This is a genomic window from Fulvimarina fulva (assembly GCF_039652615.1).
Lineage (GTDB): Bacteria > Pseudomonadota > Alphaproteobacteria > Rhizobiales > Rhizobiaceae > Fulvimarina.
Window position 1 is genome coordinate 85,969 of the sequence record NZ_JBDJAC010000014.1, and the last position, 17,694, is coordinate 103,662.

A 17,694-nucleotide genomic window follows, 5' to 3' on the forward strand; every position below is an offset into this window, starting at 1 on the left:
ACGTTGAAAAGGCCCGAGCTTATGGATTTCGTCCCTGTCATCGACGCGATCGGCGAAACGAACACGATCATTCTTGGCGGCGCCATTGTGGGTGCCCTGTTCGGCTTTGCCGCCCAGCGCAGCGCCTTCTGCACCCGCGCGGCCGTGCTTGACGTGACGCGGGGACGCGACCTGAAGGCCTTGGCAACCTGGGCGATCGGTTTTGCGGTCGCCGTTTTCGGCGTGCAGCTGCTCCTCAGCCACGGCTATGTCGATGCGCGGGAGACGCGGTTTTTCTCAACGGCCCAATCGCTGTCGGGCGCGCTCGTCGGCGGTCTCGCCTTCGGCATCGGCATGGTGTTGACGCGCGGCTGCGTCTCACGCCTCCTCATTCTGTCCGCGTCCGGCAATCTGCGGGCGATCTATGTCGCTCTGGTCGTCACGGCGGTCGGCTATGCGACCTATGCCGGCATCCTCGTTCCTCTCCGCGATTATGTCGGCAGCTTCTGGAGCTCGAGCGCGATCGGCGGAAACGATCTCCTCGCCCAGTTCGGGGTCTCGCAGGAGGCCGGCATGATCATCGGCGCGGTCCTTCTTGCCGGGGCCTTTGTTCTGGCGATCAAGGCAGGCGTCTCGCTGTGGCGGGTGATCGGCGGGGCCTGCGTCGGTCTCAGCATCGTCGCCGGCTGGTATTTCACCTACACGCTTTCGCTTCAGCTCTTCGATCCGATCCAGGCGGAGAGCCTGTCCTTCATTCGTCCGCTGGCAACGACCGGTGCGATGGCTGCCTCGGGCGCAACGGCCGGTCTCGATCAGGGCGTTCTGATCGGCGCGCTCGTCGCCGCTTTCCTGGCCTCGGTGGTGTTCGGCGGCTTCCGCATCCAAACCTTCTCGGAGGAGGGAACGCCGTCCATCCTGCGCTACACGATCGGCGGCGCGCTGATGGGCTTCGGCGGAATCCTCGCAGTCGGCTGCACTATCGGCGCAGGCTTTACCGGCGGCTCGGTTCTGGCCATTTCGTCGCTGCTCGGCCTTGCTTCGATGATCTCCGGTGCCGCGATCGCGGACAAGTTCGTCGATCGCCCTAAGACCGTGTCTGCGGCCGACGATTCCCATTCGCGCTCGGGCGAAACCCTCTCTGCCGCCGAATAGCGGGTAGGGACGAAGCCGGTGATGTCCCGATAAACGCCGATAGTGCTTGACCTTGCCGCGCAAGCCCTTCACCTGAAGCCAAGACCGGCCAATGGGCCGGATCATTTCCACAGCGTGAAACGGGACATCCCATGCGGCTTGGCGGACGGCTTTCTGCAGCCATCGAGATTCTGAGTGATATCGAGGCGCGCCATCGGCCCGTCGCACAGGCGCTAAAGGATTGGGGCACCGCGCACCGCTTCGCCGGCTCCAAGGATCGCTCGGCGATCGGCAATCTCGTCTACGACGCCCTGCGGCGAAAGCGCTCCTATGCCTATCGCATGGGCGAGGAAACCCCGCGCGCCATCGCGGTCGCGGCCGTTCTCGGTAGTCTCGCCATGGATGGCACGGGCCTGAAAGCAGCGCTCGAAGGCGACCGGTTCGCGCCGGACCTTCCAGATGAAGCCGTCCTGTCGAATTTTCTCGTCAGCGATGCCTCGGACGCTCCCGGTGCCGTGCGCGCCGATATTCCCGACTGGCTCGCGCCGAAATTCGAAGCCTTGTTTGGCGAGGAGTGGATTGCGGAAGCTGCGAGCCTTTCCGATCGCCCGCCGCTCGATCTCAGGGTCAACACGCTGAAGGCCGACCGAGACAAGGTGCTTGAAGCGCTGAAGCCTTTTGCGGCAGCCCCCATGGCGCTTTCGCCGGTCGGCGTGCGCATCGCGCCGATCGAGGCGGATGGTCGGCACCCGAACGTGCAGGTCGAGGCTGGCTTCCAGAAGGGCTGGTTCGAGATTCAGGACGAGGGTTCGCAGCTTGCCGCCCTGCTCGCGAGCGCCGGGCCGTCGATGCAGGTCCTCGATTTCTGCGCAGGCGCCGGCGGCAAGACGCTGGCCCTTTCGGCCGCGATGGACAATAGCGGCCAGATCCACGCCTTCGACGGGGACCGTCAGCGCCTCGCACCGATCTATGACCGGCTGAAGCGCGCCGGCTGCCGCAATGTTCAGGTGCATGATCCGCGCGACGACCTTTCCGGTCTCGAAGGCGCGATGGACGTGGTACTCGTCGATGCCCCCTGCACCGGCACGGGAACATGGCGCCGTCGCCCGGACGCGAAATGGCGTCTGTCGGAGGCCGCGCTCGAAAAGCGGATAGCGGAACAGGACGCCGTCCTCGATCAGGCCTCGCGCTATGTGAAGCCGGGCGGACGACTCGTCTACGTCACCTGCTCGGTTCTGCCGGACGAAAACACCGCGCGGATCGAGGCTTTCCTCACCCGCGCGCCGGGCTTTGCCGTTGCCGATCTCGGCGCGGCCTGGGACGGCCTTGTCTCAGGGGGCGAGGCGGATCGCGTTCACCGTCTTTCGCTCCATGGCGGCACGGCCCTCATGCTGACGCCGGCGACATCCGGCACGGACGGCTTCTTCATCTCGGCGCTCCAGAAACCGGCCTGATGCGAAGATTCGCCCTTCCTCTCTTCATTCTGCTGACGCTTGGCGGCGGCATCCTGATCGGGATCCTGACCGCGCCGGGCGACTGGTACGCCGCACTTGCCAAGCCGTCGTTCAATCCGCCGAACTGGGTGTTCGGTCCGGTCTGGACCGTGCTCTACGTCATGATCGGCTTTGTCGGCTGGCGCATCTGGCGCGGCGGACGTGCGCAACTCCAGTCGCTCTGGTGGACCCAGCTGGTCCTCAACTTCGTTTGGTCGCCGATCTTCTTCACCGCCCAGGAGCTGCTGATCGCCCTCGGCGTCGTCATCGCGCTCGACATCGCCATCTGGCTGTTCATCGCCAGGGCCTGGCGGGCGGACCGTCTTGCCGCGATCCTCTTCGTGCCCTACGCCCTGTGGACCGCTTACGCGACCTTGCTCAACGCAACCCTGTGGTGGATCAACCCATGATCGAAGACCCGCCGATCACCGAACTTGCCGGCCTGCCGGTCCTTTTCCTCATGGCGGCCGAACAGGAATACGGCGCGCATCTGAAGCAGCGGATCACACCGCTGATGACCGGTGTCGGTCCGGTCGAGGCCGGGGTTTCCACCGCCATCGCCATGGAAAAGCTGCGTGCCGCCGGGCGGTTGCCGAAGCTCGTCGTCTCGCTCGGCTCTGCCGGTTCGCGCGTCCTCGAACAGGGCGAGATCTATCAGGCCTCGTCGATCGCATGGCGCGATATGGATGCCTCGCCGCTGGGCTTTACCAAGGGCGTGACGCCCTTTCTGGACCATCCCGTCCATACCGACCTGCCGACGCCGATCCCGGATCTGCCGACGGCGCGGATGTCGACCGGCGGCAACATCGTCTCAGGCGCCGTCTATGATACGATCGACGCCGAGATGGTCGAGATGGAAACCTTCGCGATCCTGCGCGTCTGTCAGCTTTACGGCGTTCCGCTGATCGGCCTGCGCGGCATTTCGGATGGCGCGAGCGATCTTCATCATTTCGACGACTGGACCGTTCTGCTTCACGTCATCGACGAGAAGCTCGCCCATGCGGTGGACCGGCTGGAGACGGAGATCCAGTCCGGCCGACTGGCGTCATTGATATCCGTCTGAGCTCATCATCGACAGGGGCAGGGGGGAATTCGTCTGCGGCAGCGGCGTGATCGTGTCCTGGCTCGTTGCGAGCGGTGGCTGCGGGGCGTTCATCGCGTTGCCGCTATAGGCGTTCTGGCCCTGGTTCGCGATTGGCGGCATCGCGCCTGCCATGGCGGGGCCGGATTGCGGCTGGAACTCTGGACCTGAACCGCAATAGACGATGGCGCCCCATTTCTGCACGCGTTCGTTAAGATAGACATCGTGGCCGTATTGCTGCTGGAACTGGGGCGAGGTGCCCGGCTGGCAGATACGTTCGTTGGCGACCTCGACCACCACCGCCCGCGCCACGGCCTCGTGTTGGGGCGAGCCGATGGAGATGCCCGGCGATGCGACGCGCACGAGGGACTTCTGCGGTCCTGCGCCCGAGGCGGGCTGCGACCAGATATCGACCGTGAACGGATTGTATTTGATCTGGCTCGCGGACGTATACTGGAACTGCTGGGGTGCCGAGACCGCCTGGATCGAGGAGGCCGTGTCCTTCAGGGCGTCGCCGCTTCCGCCGGTCTCGCAGCCGGCGAGGACCAACGGCAGGAGCGCTGAAAGCGCGAGAGTGGCGGTAAGACGCGACGACAAGAGCGAAAATTCCCCAAGAGATTTGCAATTATCCACCGGCTCTGCGCCGGGTGATCCCGCGCGTGTTGCACAGTATTCGTGGAAACACTATGGCATGATCCATGACACCGCTCCCCGATACCGTCCTTATCGTCGATTTTGGCTCTCAGGTCACACAGCTGATCGCCCGCCGCGTGCGCGAAGCGGGAGCCTATTCCGAGATCGTGCCCTTCCAGTCGGCCGAGGAAAGCTTCCATCGGCTGAAGCCGAAGGCGGTCATCCTGTCGGGTTCGCCCGCTTCGACCGGCGACATCGATTCGCCGAAAGCGCCCCAGGTGATCTTCGATTCCGGCCTGCCCGTCCTCGGCATCTGCTACGGCCAGATGACCATGTGCGTGCAGATGGGCGGCAAGGCCGAGCCTTCCGATCACCGCGAATACGGCCGCGCCTTTCTCAACATCGAGAAGGACTGCGCTCTCTTCAAGGATCTCTGGCCCGTCGGTACGCGCCATCAGGTCTGGATGAGCCATGGCGACCGTGTGATCGAAATGCCGCCGGGCTTCGAGATCTTCGCCAAATCCCCCGGCGCGCCCTATGCGGTCTTCGGTAACGAAGAGCGCAAGATGTACGGGCTGATGTTCCACCCGGAAGTGGTCCACACCACCGATGGCGCCCAGCTGATCGCCAATTTCGTCCAGAAGGTCGCCGGCCTCAAGGGCGACTGGACGATGGCGGCATTCCGCGAAAAGGCGATCTCTGAGATTCGCGAAAAGGTCGGCGACGGCAAGGTGATCTGCGGACTGTCCGGCGGCGTCGACTCGTCGGTCGCGGCGGTGCTGATTCACGAGGCGATCGGCGACCAGCTCACCTGCATCTTCGTCGATCATGGGCTTTTGCGCATGAACGAGGCGGAAGAGGTCGTGACGATGTTCCGCGACCACTACAACATCCCGCTCGTCCATGTGCAGGCGGAAGACACCTTCGTCGATGCCCTCGAGGGCGAGATGGATCCGGAGGTGAAGCGCAAGACCATCGGTCGCCTCTTCATCGAAACCTTCGAGGCGGAAGCCAAGAAGCTGGGCGGCGCCGATTTCCTTGCCCAGGGAACGCTCTATCCGGACGTGATCGAGAGCGTCTCCTTTACCGGCGGTCCGTCGGTGACGATCAAGTCGCACCATAATGTGGGCGGATTGCCCGAGCGCATGAACATGCAGCTCGTCGAGCCCTTGCGCGAACTCTTCAAGGACGAGGTCCGTGTTCTCGGCAAGGAGTTGGGGCTTCCCGAGAGCTTTGTCGGTCGCCAGCCCTTCCCGGGACCGGGCCTTGCGATCCGCTGTCCGGGCGGAATCACGCGCGACAAGCTGCGCATTCTGCGCGAAGCCGATGCGATCTATCTCGACGAAATCCGCAAGGCCGGTCTCTACGATGCCATCTGGCAGGCATTCGCCGTGCTGCTTCCCGTGCAGACGGTGGGCGTGATGGGCGACGGGCGCACCTATGAATTCGTCTGCGCGCTCAGGGCCGTCACCTCGGTCGACGGCATGACGGCCGACTTCTACCACTTCGACATGGAATTCCTCGGTCAGGCCGCGACCCGGATCATCAACGAGGTGAAGGGCATCAACCGCGTCGTCTACGATGTCACGTCGAAACCGCCCGGCACGATCGAATGGGAATGATTTTCACCCCTCCGGCAGTATCCGTTTCTACGCTCCGATACGCCATAACGTATTGAAGTGCAGGGATAATTGCAACCTGATCTATCGCCGTCTATCGGGGGGCAGTATCCCGATTTGACGGTATAGCAGACGGTATGGGCCAACTTGTTCGATCGCGAATTTCTCTATACCGTCACGGCTGAGAGAGCTGGTGACGGTATAATTTTTGATGTTAACAGGCTGATTCACAACGGGAATCATGCTTCCAGCATCGCCGGTTTTTGTCTGACGGTATAATCAGCGCCTCTCCCCGGGTTTTAAGACGGTTTTGGAGGCCCTCATGCTTACTGACACTGCGATTAAGGCGCTGAAGTCCCAGAAGAAATTATACAAGGTGAGCGACCGTGACGGTATGTACGTCGTGGTGCAGCCATCGGGGGCGATCGTATTCCGGTACGACTACCGCCTCAATGGACGTCGCGAGACGCTGACGCTCGGCCGATACGGTCCAGATGGCCTCTCGCTCGCGAGGGCTCGTGAGAAACTGATCGACGCGAAGCGGGCCATTTCAGAGGGTCGGTCACCTGCTCAAGAGAAGCAGCACGATAAGCGGCGCCTGAAGGAGGCGAAGCGGTTCGGCGAGTTCGGCGAGAAGTGGTTCCAGGAGTCGCGCATGGCCGACAGCACGCGTGCCATGCGGCGCTCGATCTACGAGCGCGACATCCTGCCAACGTTTCGAAATAGGCTTCTGACGGAGATCACGCCGGACGATCTCCGCATGATGTGCGGAAAGGTGAAGGATCGCGGCGCTCCAGCCACGGCCGTGCATGTGCGGGATATCGTGAAGCTGATCTTTGCGTTTGCGATCTTGCATGGCGAGAAGGTTGCCAACCCAGCGGATGAAGTTGGGCCCTCGTCTATCGCGACCTTCGTACCGAAGGATCGTTCGCTATCACCTGCCGAGATCCGCGTCATGCTCGGTCAGCTCGAGCATGTACCGACCCTGCCGACTATACGGCTGGGAATGAAGCTCTTTCTTCTAACGATGGTCAGAAAAAGCGAGCTGCAGGACGCGACGTGGGATGAAGTCGACTTCGAGAACGCCGTCTGGTCGATACCCAAGGTGCGAATGAAGCGGTCGAAGGCACACAACGTCTACCTGTCACAGCAGGCCGTCGACATCTTCATCGCGCTGAAAACTTGCGCGGGCAATTCGCGCTACGTTCTTCCTTCGAGATATGACGCTGACGCTCCGATGTCGCGGGCGACGTTCAACCGGATCACGACCGCGGTCGTTGTCAGGGCGAAAAAGGAGGGGCTGCTACTTGAACCTTTCACTGTTCACGATCTTCGGCGCACAGGCTCGACCCTGTTGAATGAGCTCGGCTTCAACAGTGACTGGATCGAGAAGTGCCTGGCGCACGAAGACGGAAGGTCCTCGCGGGGTGTCTACAACAAGGCGGAGTACGAGCATCAACGCCGGCACATGATGCAGGAGTGGTCCAATCTGGTGGACGCATGGGTCTTGGGGCGGAAGTATGTTCCGACTTTGCTCCCCGCCACGATGGAGCTGCTTGAGCTTGAGCCTAGTGTTTGACGGGCCGCGAACGGCGCAATCTCACATCGGGACTGGGAGCGCGCTTAACGGTGTTGGCCAGAGAGGCATGGCGTCGAGCGTCGAGCCAGGCTTCGACTTCTGCCAAGTCCCAGACGACGCAGCGCGAGGTGAGATAGAAGCGCTGCGGGAATTCTCCTCGCTGCTCCATGTCGTAGATCGTGCTGTCGGCAAGCGGCACGATCTCTCGTAACTGCTGCCGGCGAATTGTTCTGCGGGCGACATGCGGTGCAGCGCTCATACTGTATCTCCACGTCTTGCTCTTGTGGAGATAGAAGGCGATAGATCCTCCGCTTTGAAGCCCACGCGCGAACGGGTGCGGGAATATCGGGCTATAGCGTGCAAATCGGACGGGTGGCCCCAAAGGGCAGGTGTCGTCTAGGAGCGTCGGGCGACCCTGCGGCTCTTGCCCGAGGCAGCGCCCGACGTGAAATATCAGCCTAGCGGAACTCGCGCTTCAACCCAGAATCCGGTTCCTAGAGGAGTGCCGGTTGGACCCCCCGGCCACCCGTATCGTGGATCAGCGGGGCTCAAATTTCAGGGCACCTAGCGATCGCTGGACGGAGATTGAGACCGATAGGTACTGATTGATAGAAGGCTAAAGGTGAGAGCGTGCGGGCATGCCAAGTCAGCGCATAAATGGAGAGTTGGTCGCGCAATGCGGAATCGTGAATACACAATCGGCACTCTGTCCCGGCTTACCGGTACAAGCGTTCGCAAGCTGCGTTTCTACTCGGATGCAGGTCTCATCCCGCCTGCGCGGCGCACGGATAGTGGGTACCGGTTATATACAGAGACGGATGTTGCGCGGCTGCACCTAATTTCTGCGCTTCGCGAGGCAGGTGTCGGACTTCACCAAATTCGGGAAATCATCTCGGAGCGCCAGTCCCTGGCAGACGTGCTGAATCTGAGAGTAAAAGCTCTCGAAATTGAGATCGCATCCCGCCGGCGAATGGCCGCTCTCCTCCAGGCGACACTCAAGCGCGAGGCGCTGGAAAGCGACCTAACGGAACTTTGGTCTGCGATGAGACTCTCTCGTCAGCAATTTGAACGTGCCATAGAACGCTTCTATCGGCGAGCGATCCAAGGAGCTCAATCTCCTGGGCATTGGGCTGAGCGGATGGCAGACACTGCCTCCGTAGAACTGCCGGCCGATCCTACACCTGAGCAAGTCTCCGCTTGGAGCGAAATCACGGCGATGATCAGCGAATCCAAAGCGACGAACAGTATGCGAGAAGACTACAAATTTGTCTGGAATGAGAGTTTGAATCCTGAGGCATATTGGGCTGCGGCGGAGAATACCTTCGCAGAAATCCAACGGGCTCTGGACGAAGGCATTGGTCCAACATCAAGGGAGGGGGTAGCCATAGCCGAGACATGGATCGCTCGTTCTGCATGTGCGATGTCTCGCAATCCGGATGACGTCCTTATTCGATGGTACCTGGAACAGCATAAAAAATACGGTGAGCGGCGGGAGAAATATGAGCGTTTGAGGGAAATCTTAGTCGGAAGGAAATCAAGTCAATCCCCAGGCGCATCATGGAACTGGATAAATGAGGCATTATCTCAGTTGCTCGTCAGCCGCGGCAGAAAACCTGAGTGAAGCGTCAACGCGAGAGAGCAGCCGGGTACAGCGGCGGCTGAGTTCGAGTTCTATCTTGTCCAGCGCAGTCGGACGTGGCGATAGTCACCATAACTAGATGGAGGCACGCGAATCTTTTGATCGCCTTATCGCAGCAAGACGTCTAGTCGACGGATCAATTCTCCAACGCGTCCGCCGCCAGGTGGGGCAGGTGGGTAGCGGCGAAGCACATCCTGCACTGTTCGAACCGGAAGCAGCCCCACCTTTTGCACATGAATCACGCCCACATTGGGATTATCGCCAGCGGAAAGCTCAAACGAGCGCGCCGCATGGGCGGCCGCTCCCAAGATGTGTTTGACCTGTGTAGCTTTCGCGAGTGGGTGAAGAAAGGCAGCGCCAGCCGCGGCTAATGCCGCTCGTGCAGCCTCGCTAGCAGCGTCCAGTCCGGCATCACGGGTTTCTTGAGCCGCCCGTTGTGCAGCCCACGCGCTATCTCGAATAGCTTTGGTTCGCTCGGCGCCCTCTGCAAAAGCCTGTGCGGCATCAATCGCGCTGCGCGGCCGTAAATCGTTAGGGCGTTCCGCTTCGAAAATTGTCAATGCCTCGCGCTCGCCCAAGCCCGCGAGAAGCTGGCGTGCTGGCGGGCCGACTACAACACAACGCGCCCCCATTCCGGGATCGGCTGGCGCACTCCGGCCGCCTTCGCCGCGACCTTCAAACCGCGACAGGCTCCGGCGCTCCGCTCGATGGATGGCTCCGCGCCGAAGCCCCTCGCTTACCAAGCCCGCCGAGGCAACAAAAACGCCGGAAACGAACTCACGGCTGGATAAAACTTGGGGGCAACGTCAGTTATCAAAACCTAATTTCGATGATCTTCCGCCTGATGAGCTTTCGCGATGCGTGGATGCGCGTTGGTAAGGCTTCGACCGGCCTCACAGCGGCCGCTACCGAGCCTCTGCATCTGGTCCTGGTCGAGGAGCCGGAGGCGCATCTGCATGCACAGGTGCAGCAGGTCTTTATCAAGAAGGCTTATGCCGTCTTGCGGGCCCATGAAGATTTGGGTGAGAGCAAAAAGCTGCGAACCCAGCTCGTCGTCAGCACGCACTCAAGTCACGTCGCGCACGAAACGTCGTTCGCTTGCCTAAGGTATTTTCGCCGCCTGCCGGCAGGCATGGCTGCCAAGGTGCCAGTTTCCACGGTAATCAACCTGTCGGAGGTCTTCGGCCTAGGAAGCGAGACCGAGCGTTTCGTCACGCGATATCTGCGTGCCCAACATGCCGATCTGTTCTTCGCAGACGCGGCGATCCTCGTGGAGGGCCCGGCTGAACGGATGCTCGTGCCGAATTTCATCCGAGCCCACTATGATGAACTAAACCAATGTTACATCACGCTGTTGGAGATCGGGGGAAGTCACGCGCACCGGCTTAAGCCGCTCATTGATCACCTCGGGCTACTGACACTTATCATCACGGACTTGGATACGCTGGCGGAAACAGGTGGCGCATCGGTGCAGCCTGCGAAAGGCGCTCGTCAGAAGACCAACAATGCAACGCTCAAGACTTGGGTGCCAGGGTTCGACGACGTCGATCAACTGATGTCTGCCGATGGCGCGGCCAAGACTTTGCGCGATGATGCGGACCCCCTCTTTGCGGTGCGCGCCGCCTTCCAGATGCCGATCGGCGTCACGACTACAGGCGTCGTAGGACCCGAAGTCGCATATCCCTACACGTTTGAGGATGCGCTCGCGTTTGAGAACCTTGGCATCTTCTCGGCGCTGGCCGGCACGGGGCTGGTGCGAAAATTCCGGGACGCGATCACTGCGGGCGGCGGAGCAGCCGCCGTTGGTGAGCAAATGTATCTCGCACTGAAGAACGGCAAGAAGGCGGAATTTGCCCTTGACGTTCTCGAAGTCGAGAAGTTCGACGAGATCGCCGTGCCTCGGTACATTGCTGAAGGGCTTGAGTGGCTGCTGTCTCAACTCAAGAAGAAGCAGGTCGAGATCCTTCCGCAAGTCAAGGAAGGGCCTCCGGAGCCAGCCGAAGAGGTAGACGCATGAGCGCTGTTGACGATGCATTCGACGCCGCGGCCGACGAAGCAATCCTCGCCTGCCTCGACATAGCGAAGCCCAGGAGCTTTTTTCTTTACGCTGGCGCGGGCTCGGGAAAGACCCGCTCGCTCGTCGAAGCGATACGCGCCGTGTGTCGAGACCAAGGGCGGCGCCTTTCGCTTACCGGTCAAAAGATTGGTGTGATCACGTATACGAACGCAGCCTGCGACGAAATCAAACAGCGCCTTGAGTTCGATCCACGCGTGGAGGTGTCGACAATTCACGCCTTCGCCTGGTCGCTGATTGCTGGCTATGATTCCGATATTCGCGGGTGGGTGGCGACCAGGCTGCTCCAAGACATCGTCGAGTTGGAAGAGGCGCAGGCCAAGGGGCGACCGAACAGCAAAGCGGCGTCGGATCGGGCTCGTTCCATCGAGAGCAAACGGCGGCGCGCCGCCAGCCTCCCTGGCATCATTCGTTTCGTGTACAGCCCTACCGGCGATAACCGGACGCGCGACTCTCTCAGCCATGCCGAGGTCATTGCCATGACCGCGGATTTCCTAAGTGCAAAGCCCGGCCTTCGCCGCCTGCTCGTTACCCGCTTTCCCATCCTGTTGATCGACGAGAGCCAAGATACAAGCCGGCGGCTTATGGAAGCCTTGCTCGACGTCGAGGCGGGATACCGTGACGCCTTCTGCCTTGGCCTGTTCGGCGACACGATGCAGCGCATCTACGCGGATGGGAAAGATCGCTTGGCTGAAGCAATTCCGCCAGAGTGGGCAAAACCGCGAAAGCGGATGAACCATCGGTGCCCGACGCGGGTTATCAGCCTGATCAATAAAATCCGCCGTGATGAGGACGGCGAGGAGCAAACGCCTCGAAGCGACGCCGAGCTAGGCGTCGTTCGCCTATTCGTCCTGCCGCAGGCGACCGTCGACAAGACCGTTGCCGAGGCTACGATCGCAATGCGAATGGCGGAAATCACCGGCGACCGAAGCTGGGCGGATGGATCGGATGCGATCAAGACGCTCGCTCTAGAGCATCTGATGTCGGCGCGGCGCTTCGGATTTGAGCAGTTTTTCGAGCCTCTCTACGCCGTCGAGCGAATTCGAACGAGCTTCCTACAGGGCTCCGGCGCCGGCATCGGCCTATTCACCCGAGAGATATTGCCGCTCGTTGCCGCGTTGTGCGAGGGCGATCGGTTCGCCGCCGCGGCGGTCGCGAGGCGGACATCGCCTCTGCTCGACAGGAAGGCGCTCGAAGCGGCAGGCGAGAAGCAAATCGAAATCCTCGGGAATGTGAGGGCGGCTTGCGAGGGCCTCCTGGCACTGGTGGATGCCAAGGAGGCGCCGACCGCACGAGCGGTCCTCCGTTATGTCGCTGAAACCAACCTCTTCACCATTCCGGACGTCCTCGCGCCATTCGCGGTGCCCGATGTGACCGGCGCCGATGGTGACGCGGACGAGGAAGAGGACGAAGCCGATCAGAAGAGCGAGCTTGGAGGGTGGCGATTGGCGCTCGACGCGGCGTTTGAGCAGATCGCGAAATACGACCGCTATGTTCGCGGCGTCTCGCAGTTCGACACGCACCAAGGTGTGAAGGGACTGGAGTTTCCGCGCGTGATGGTCGTCATAAGTGACGACGAGGCCCGTGGGTTTATGTTCGCGTACGACAAGCTCTTCGGCGCCAAGGAAAAGAGCAAGACCGATCTGGACAACGAGGCCGCAGGTAAGGAGACCACTGTCGATCGCACGCGGCGCCTCTTCTATGTGACATGTAGCCGGGCTGAGCGAAGTCTCGCCGTCGTGTACTACGCGGCTCAGCCTGCACAGGCGCGTGACGCTATGATCAGGCAAGCCTGGTTCGACGCAGAAGAGATTGAGCTGATCGCGTAGGTGGCCGCGCTACCCCTCAATCAGAGCGAGCTGCGCTATCATTCGTAGGGTAACTCGCCGAAGAGGCCGATCATCAGGTCGCCGCGGTACATTGAAAAAGGGATGTCGACATAGTGATCGGGATGGCGAGGCAAAGCACGGCCGTCACCCGGGCCATTCTTCGTATGACCTCGCACCTGCTCACCGTCCTCCTTCACATAGGGAAGAATGACCAAGCGGCCGTGATTGGTCGATCGGATCGTACCCTCCCGCCAGAGCGTTGCGCCCTCTGATTCCGTCGTGGCGGCAGTCTCCTTTACTTGCCATCCGATGCCGCCGTCCTCCTCGTACCAGAATACGATTCCGTTCGAGACCAGGACGCGCTCCCCGCGCGCGAATGCCTCCGCGAGAAGCCTTTGAACGCTTGCGAGTTGCAAAAGCTGGTTGGCGCGCGGCAGAAGCATTTGTCGGATGCGCGCCTTCGTTTGCCCCCAATGACTGGTAACGCTGAAATTGAAGCCGTTGGCGATCTTAGCGCGTTCCGAGGCCGCCGCGGCCTTCTCGCCTACATTGTATGGCTTCGACCAAGCGCCGTTAGAGTCTCGATAGAGGAGCATGTGCGTCCTCCAGCGACCAGCCTCCCAGCCTACCTGTGCGATCCAAAGGTAGGGCATGACGCGGAGCTGCTCAGCGAGATCCTGACGATAGGACTCCGATTCTGGCGCGAGTTTAAGGGATGCCACGTCAGGGCGTTCGTCTCCCGCATGCCGGCGAATGGCCTCGGCCAGCATCAAAGCTTCCTCGTCCTGAAGCCGCTGCTTGGACTGCAGCGCTTTGTCGGCCTTGAGCTCGAGCGAGCGCAAAATGGCGGGTTCGATCGGACGAGCAGACAGCACAGACCGTAGCCGCGGATTGAGTTCGTTAGCCGAAGCGATCGCGGCGGCGCGGTCAGGGTAGTGGTCGCTCAGGACGCTATCGTTCTCGCCTTGGATGTAGCGGTCCCGCCAGATCGGAGGGAGCTCACCCTTGTCGACGAGCTCCTGCATAAACCAACGCCCATGCAGCGGCTTGAAGACTGGCCACACGGCGAGAATTTCGTCGCGAGATCGTTTCAGATCGGACCATTTTAACATGGCGTCAGTCGTTCCGGTCGTACCCGCCACTTTGAGATGTCATTACTCTGTTCATCTATCATACTGGTCTCCCCCAGTTGGCCCGCTTTATTGACCAGATCTTCTTGATATTTGCACCCGCAGTGTCTCATCAAGCCCCTCCAACGATGCGTCGTTCCGTACCGAGCGGGATGATCCAGCCGCCAGCGCGATCCGGCCGCGCGAATTCGTCGGGACTCATTTTTTCTGCCAGACGACCACGAATGGCATCCGCTTCGCCGTCGATTGCTGCACGGATTAGATCTCGGTCTACTCCGACGAAAACCGGACGAAGGTTGAGCCGGGCCAGGGCCTCCTGATCGACGGTACTAGCGACCGCGTCGGTAATCGGGCCGGCCCGCGTGACGATCCCGCCCACGAGGCCGCCGATATCGTGGGTCTTTTCCACCTGTTCTATCGGCGCATTGTCGAGGACGGCACGGGCGCGAGCGGCGGCATCCCGGAGTGGTCGCGGAAAGGTTTGGCGTGTCAGAGCGCGCAGCGCCTGGGCGAGTTCTGTATGGCCGAGAGGTTCGATCATACTGGCGACATGCAGACGAAGCAGGCCGATGAAGGGGGCGTCCTTGTCTTGCGGATCGATGGGATCGCCCTTGTCGATGGGATCGCGAACCGACAGGTGGGCGTCAGCGGGATTGGAATTGGCCACGCCCCACCGGCTGGCGACCGCGATCCGCTTTACGGTGACCTTTCGGCCTTTGACCGTCACGTCGATACGCCCGGCTTGCGTCCAGGCGCGCGCGAGTGCTTTCGCCGGTCCGCCTGGGTCGTGACAGCCCTTGGCCTCCGCGATCGTGAGTGAGGTCAGATCGGATTTGCATGCGATCCAGTCGGGGAGGTCGCCTCGGGCGAGGCGTTTGATCCTGACCTGCTTGCGACGGTCGAGATCGATCAAGTGGTTGCCGAGATGGGCGAAGATGGAGAGATCAAAATATCGCTCGAGATAAGCGCGGGCAACGAACCGTCCGAACAGGCCCGACAACGCGACCTTCACTTCGCGCGCTTGGCCAAGCGGCTGTCTGAAAATGAAGGACGTGCCCGCGCCGGTCGGCGCCAGCAGCGCATCCAGGATCGACCATGCGCCATAGGCTGCGCCCGGCGTCTGAAGCACTTCGCGAATGCCGGCGTCTTCGATCTCGGAGACGTCCAGCGCGATGGTCGCGCCTGGGGACGGGTCAAGTGATGGCGGCGTGAAGCTGTAGATGAAGGTTCGGGTCATAGCGCCAGCGCCCGCTTGAGATCATCGTGCTCGAAGGCGCTGGCCATCCGGGTAATCTCGGCAGAGCGGGCGCCGGCCGCTTTGGCGGTTTCACGCCACGTCGCGGTCACGGTCGCGACCTCTTTGATGATTGCGCGGGCTTGCAGCATTGTGAGGCCGAAGAATTCCGAAGCTGCCTCAAGCAGGTCAAGCGAGCAGGTGCCCTCGTCGAGGTCGATGTTCGTCGTTAGCACGCGGGCTTTGAGATCGGTGGGCACAGGATTGAGGTCATAGGCGGGAGAAAGAGACCACCCTGCCTTGCCGAGCCAAAGGAAACCATGGTTGCGCAGGTGATCGTCGACATTGGAAATCAACACGTTGAAGACGACGCGCCGATAGAGGGCATGAGCGTCGGTCTTCCCCTGCGCACCATGTTGCGTAAGAGCGTCGACGATCTCCGGGTAGCTGCCGCGCTCACCGTCCTTGGCGCCCATCATCGCCATTGCAGATAGGAAAGGAGTGCGGATCGGGCCGGCGCGATCGAAGCGCCGCGACAGCATCACCGCCTTGCCGGCGACCTCAATCAGCTCATGGTGAGGGGTGGTGATGCCGGCCTGGTCAGCCAGCCGTAGCGCAATCTCCTCCCACGTCTCCATGCTGTAATCGTCGGTCTCCTTCGGGAATTTGGCGATGGAGAGGTGTCCGTGCTGGTCGATGACCGACGCTTTCGGCCGCGCGCCGCCAAGGGAGGAGCCGGGGGCGAAGATGAGTTGAAGATCGTCGTCCGTTTCCTCGTCCCGGAGGATCCGTTCGGTGATCTGGAGCAGCCGCCCGAGTTCGATCAGAGCGGGGACGCCGGCGCGGATCGGCGCCTGGAACGCCTCTTCGCCTGCCCAACGGAATCTGAGGGCACCCAGGCGAGTCTCGTCGGCGACGCCGAGCAGGTAATCACTTTCCGCAAGGGTGCGAACGGCGCGCCCTCCGCGTTCGGCAAGACGGCGCTCGGCCCGTTGCATAAGACGGCGCCCCCATGTGTCGGGCGCTGAGTCTCCGATGGAGCCAAAAGTCACCAGTCCGGCAGGAGGGGCGAAGGCACCGCGGCTTAGGGCAAGGGCAGGCTCAAGCGAGAACCGGTCGGGATCGGCGAGCCACGCGCCATCATATTCGAAAAGGATAGTCTCCGCGCCTCGAACGCGATTGCTCCTCGCCAGGCCGATAGGGCGCGTGCGGCCATCCAAGTCGATATGTACCTCGAAGTCAGCCATCGCGAGATGATCCGACTGTTCGCTTGAGATGGACGTGCTTGGGCAGTTCCGCGCTGGCCAGCGCTTGGCCAACAGGGTCGTTGCCGATGTCGGCGATCTGGCCCAGACCGTCGAGCAAGCCGAGCGCCTGAAGGACGCCTGCATAAATGCCGATGCTGACATTGGTGTCCCCAGCCTCGACCTTTTGCAGGGTCGAGCGGGATGTGAAGGCGCGTTCTGCGACGACAGCCATTGGCAGCCGCCGACGCCTACGGGCATCGTGGATGTCTGCGCCGAGCTTGCGCAGAACGCGCCGCACAGCGGCTGGAGGGTTATGTGGTGTAGGCATTTGAAACCTTCGCACTACAGATTGGCGAGATATGTAGCACGAAGATTACAATTTTCCTAGCCCTCGCGCGATGGCCATCCCATTGAGGGAGGGGTGGCAGACCGGGGCCGTGACGGTATAATTCCGGGAGGCTGAATCGTGGCCGGCGTAGTCTGGCGTAGAGGCGGCGGTCCGGGCTGGGCGGACTTTCGGGGCGATGTCGCCGCCGCGCCTGTCGATAGATGGCGGAACCACAATTTTCGCGATCTGCCAGAAAAAGCCAATGATTTCAAAGGCCGGTACTTTTGACGGTCTATATGACGGTATACAGAAATCGCGAAAATATTTTTCGCAATTGATTCAGATGCTTAATACGTCAGTTGATAATCGAGTGGGAATGACGGAGGCTCTACGCGGTTCTTCGCAATAACGGATTTGAAAACGTGGCTTTGCCGCGCTCGCCTCATAGCGTATCCGGCATAATCAGCCGGATACGCTATGAGGCGAGCGGAATTTGACCCGCATGACAGTGCTTGACATCAGCCGAAGGCGCTGGGCCTAGCCATGGTTTATGAGTGCGCGACGGGCGTCGTATCGGTCACGTCCGTCAAGCTGGTGTAATTTTCTGGGTGGCCTGAGGTCATGATCAGGCGGCTTTCATGGTTGTGATGGTGAGGATCGGATCGATCTCCTCCTTGTCGATCTCTGCGAAGGCCTCG

Annotated in this window: 17 protein-coding genes; 10 read left to right on the forward strand and 7 right to left on the reverse strand. The window is 61.3% G+C overall.

Translation table 11 applies throughout. The features are described from left to right. Positions 1 to 21: 21 nt before the first annotated feature. The 4 genes from ABDX79_RS16940 to ABDX79_RS16955 all read left to right on the forward strand — a co-directional run bounded on the left by ABDX79_RS16940 (position 22) and on the right by ABDX79_RS16955 (position 3,666). Entirely contained in the window at positions 22 to 1,131 is a 1,110-nt protein-coding gene (locus ABDX79_RS16940; RefSeq protein ID WP_346221483.1) for a YeeE/YedE family protein, read from the forward strand. A gap of 131 nt (positions 1,132 to 1,262) precedes the next feature. Continuing rightward, positions 1,263 to 2,564, forward strand: coding sequence for an RsmB/NOP family class I SAM-dependent RNA methyltransferase (locus ABDX79_RS16945; RefSeq protein WP_346221484.1), 1,302 nt, complete (start codon positions 1,263 to 1,265; stop codon positions 2,562 to 2,564). Further along, complete coding sequence (locus ABDX79_RS16950) at positions 2,564 to 3,013, forward strand: TspO/MBR family protein (RefSeq protein WP_346221485.1); 450 nt, start codon at positions 2,564 to 2,566, stop codon at positions 3,011 to 3,013. Before ABDX79_RS16945 ends, ABDX79_RS16950 begins: the two co-directional genes overlap by 1 nt. Next, positions 3,010 to 3,666: a 5'-methylthioadenosine/S-adenosylhomocysteine nucleosidase gene (locus tag ABDX79_RS16955; RefSeq protein ID WP_346221486.1), complete on the forward strand. Its 657-nt coding sequence runs from the start codon at positions 3,010 to 3,012 to the stop codon at positions 3,664 to 3,666. The genes ABDX79_RS16950 and ABDX79_RS16955 overlap by 4 nt, the downstream gene beginning before the upstream one ends. On the opposite strand, the gene ABDX79_RS16960 is transcribed toward ABDX79_RS16955, so the two are convergent. Then, positions 3,649 to 4,281, reverse strand: coding sequence for a hypothetical protein (locus ABDX79_RS16960; RefSeq protein WP_346221487.1), 633 nt, complete (start codon positions 4,279 to 4,281; stop codon positions 3,649 to 3,651). The genes ABDX79_RS16955 and ABDX79_RS16960 overlap by 18 nt on opposite strands. Before the next feature lie 101 nt (positions 4,282 to 4,382). Between ABDX79_RS16960 and guaA the strand changes: the two genes are divergently transcribed. Together guaA and ABDX79_RS16970 are read left to right on the forward strand one after the other, a co-directional pair. Beyond that, the gene (guaA, locus tag ABDX79_RS16965; RefSeq protein ID WP_346221488.1) at positions 4,383 to 5,939 is read left to right on the forward strand and encodes a glutamine-hydrolyzing GMP synthase; all 1,557 of its coding nucleotides are present in this window, start codon (positions 4,383 to 4,385) and stop codon (positions 5,937 to 5,939) included. Between the two features lie 319 nt (positions 5,940 to 6,258). Further along, positions 6,259 to 7,515, forward strand: coding sequence for a tyrosine-type recombinase/integrase (locus tag ABDX79_RS16970; RefSeq protein WP_346221489.1), 1,257 nt, complete (start codon positions 6,259 to 6,261; stop codon positions 7,513 to 7,515). Here ABDX79_RS16970 and ABDX79_RS16975 read toward each other — a convergent pair. Then, complete coding sequence (locus ABDX79_RS16975) at positions 7,505 to 7,774, reverse strand: helix-turn-helix transcriptional regulator (RefSeq protein ID WP_346221490.1); 270 nt, start codon at positions 7,772 to 7,774, stop codon at positions 7,505 to 7,507. The two genes, ABDX79_RS16970 and ABDX79_RS16975, sit on opposite strands and share 11 nt — an antisense overlap. Positions 7,775 to 8,191: 417 nt before the next feature. Here ABDX79_RS16975 and ABDX79_RS16980 point away from each other — a divergent pair, with 417 nt between their 5' ends. Continuing rightward, positions 8,192 to 9,136 (forward strand): MerR family transcriptional regulator, encoded by a 945-nt coding sequence (locus tag ABDX79_RS16980; protein WP_346221491.1) that lies wholly within the window; start codon positions 8,192 to 8,194, stop codon positions 9,134 to 9,136. 125 nt (positions 9,137 to 9,261) lie between these two features. Here ABDX79_RS16980 and ABDX79_RS16985 read toward each other — a convergent pair whose 3' ends face one another. Next, positions 9,262 to 9,786, reverse strand: coding sequence for a putative immunity protein (locus ABDX79_RS16985; RefSeq protein WP_346221492.1), 525 nt, complete (start codon positions 9,784 to 9,786; stop codon positions 9,262 to 9,264). Here ABDX79_RS16985 and ABDX79_RS16990 point away from each other — a divergent pair. The 3 genes from ABDX79_RS16990 to ABDX79_RS17000 are packed head-to-tail and all read left to right on the forward strand — an operon-like array spanning position 9,682 to position 13,057. After that, the gene (locus tag ABDX79_RS16990; RefSeq protein WP_463671192.1) at positions 9,682 to 9,945 is read left to right on the forward strand and encodes an integrase core domain-containing protein; all 264 of its coding nucleotides are present in this window, start codon (positions 9,682 to 9,684) and stop codon (positions 9,943 to 9,945) included. The genes ABDX79_RS16985 and ABDX79_RS16990 overlap by 105 nt on opposite strands. A 32-nt stretch (positions 9,946 to 9,977) precedes the next feature. Then, complete coding sequence (locus ABDX79_RS16995; RefSeq protein ID WP_346221503.1) at positions 9,978 to 11,171, forward strand: ATP-dependent nuclease; 1,194 nt, start codon at positions 9,978 to 9,980, stop codon at positions 11,169 to 11,171. Further along, positions 11,168 to 13,057 (forward strand): UvrD-helicase domain-containing protein, encoded by a 1,890-nt coding sequence (locus ABDX79_RS17000; protein ID WP_346221493.1) that lies wholly within the window; start codon positions 11,168 to 11,170, stop codon positions 13,055 to 13,057. Before ABDX79_RS16995 ends, ABDX79_RS17000 begins: the two co-directional genes overlap by 4 nt. Before the next feature lie 38 nt (positions 13,058 to 13,095). On the opposite strand, the gene ABDX79_RS17005 is transcribed toward ABDX79_RS17000, so the two are convergent. From ABDX79_RS17005 to ABDX79_RS17020, 4 genes are all read right to left on the reverse strand, one after another. Further along, the gene (locus ABDX79_RS17005; RefSeq protein ID WP_346221494.1) at positions 13,096 to 14,169 is read right to left on the reverse strand and encodes a hypothetical protein; all 1,074 of its coding nucleotides are present in this window, start codon (positions 14,167 to 14,169) and stop codon (positions 13,096 to 13,098) included. Positions 14,170 to 14,299: 130 nt separating this feature from the next. Beyond that, the gene (locus tag ABDX79_RS17010; RefSeq protein ID WP_346221495.1) at positions 14,300 to 15,424 is read right to left on the reverse strand and encodes a hypothetical protein; all 1,125 of its coding nucleotides are present in this window, start codon (positions 15,422 to 15,424) and stop codon (positions 14,300 to 14,302) included. After that, positions 15,421 to 16,668 carry a type II toxin-antitoxin system HipA family toxin gene (locus ABDX79_RS17015; RefSeq protein ID WP_346221496.1) on the reverse strand — a complete coding sequence of 416 codons (1,248 nt, stop codon included), beginning with the start codon at positions 16,666 to 16,668 and terminating at the stop codon, positions 15,421 to 15,423. Before ABDX79_RS17015 ends, ABDX79_RS17010 begins: the two co-directional genes overlap by 4 nt. After that, positions 16,661 to 16,996, reverse strand: coding sequence for a helix-turn-helix domain-containing protein (locus ABDX79_RS17020; protein WP_010185539.1), 336 nt, complete (start codon positions 16,994 to 16,996; stop codon positions 16,661 to 16,663). The genes ABDX79_RS17015 and ABDX79_RS17020 overlap by 8 nt, the downstream gene beginning before the upstream one ends. Positions 16,997 to 17,694 lie beyond the last annotated feature (698 nt).